Origin of the sequence: Amycolatopsis sp. WAC 04182 (assembly GCF_003947465.1) — a bacterium.
Taxonomy (GTDB): Bacteria; Actinomycetota; Actinomycetes; order Mycobacteriales; family Pseudonocardiaceae; genus Amycolatopsis.
The window spans coordinates 1-718 of sequence record NZ_QHJJ01000039.1; the positions used below are offsets into that span (position 1 = coordinate 1).

A 718-nucleotide genomic window follows, 5' to 3' on the forward strand; every position below is an offset into this window, starting at 1 on the left:
CCTCCATGACCAGCCGGGAACCGGTGCCGCCGGACCCGTAGCGTCCCCAGATCGCGGCGAGTTGCGGGTGTCGCCCGAAAGCCTCTCGCAGGCGCTGGGCTGTCGCGGTGATGCGCTGCTTCCAGTCGCCGTCGGGGCGGTAGCCGTCCATCGCGGCCGCCAGGATCCGGTCGGCGACCGCGCGCAGCCGCTCGGTCTTGTTGCGGAAGTGCCGGTAGAGGCTGGAGGAGTCGGTGCCGAGCACCGCGGCGAGCTTGCGCACGCTGAACGACTCGGCATCGCTCGTATGCAGCAGATCCGCCGCCGTGTCCAGGATCTCCTCTGTCGACCAGCGCCTTCGACCTGCCATCTCGCCCCTCTCGTCCTGTTCAGACTAACCTATGCACGCACTGTTGCACGCACCGCGTGCATAATGGAGGCACACCCCCGACCGGGGGAGATGAGAGGAGAGACGAGGACATGAACGAGACCACTGCCGTGCAGCGGCCGCCGGAGCCGGACTTCTCGGCGATGACGACCGAGGAACTGATCACCTACCGCACTGCGGAGAACCGCTGGCGGGCGTCCGGCGCGGCGCGGGCATTCCTTGGGGAGCCGGACCCCGGGGCCACGATCGAATGGCAGGACATCACGCTGCCGGGACGCGACCTTCCGGTCCGGGTGTACCGGCCGGCGCCGGGCGAGGGCGAGTCCGCCACCCCGACCGGCCTGCCGCTCG

1 protein-coding gene and 1 pseudogene are annotated in these 718 nt (G+C 70.1%); one reads left to right on the forward strand and one right to left on the reverse strand.

Annotation, left to right across the window (positions count from 1 at the left end):
* Nucleotides 1-349: TetR/AcrR family transcriptional regulator (locus DMH01_RS42380; RefSeq protein ID WP_125685092.1), on the reverse strand; the 349-nt coding region annotated here is incomplete at its 3' end.
* A 110-nt stretch (nt 350-459) separates the two neighbouring features.
* Here DMH01_RS42380 and DMH01_RS42385 point away from each other — a divergent pair.
* Nucleotides 460-718 (forward strand): annotated as a pseudogene (locus DMH01_RS42385) (alpha/beta hydrolase); the annotation flags it as partial.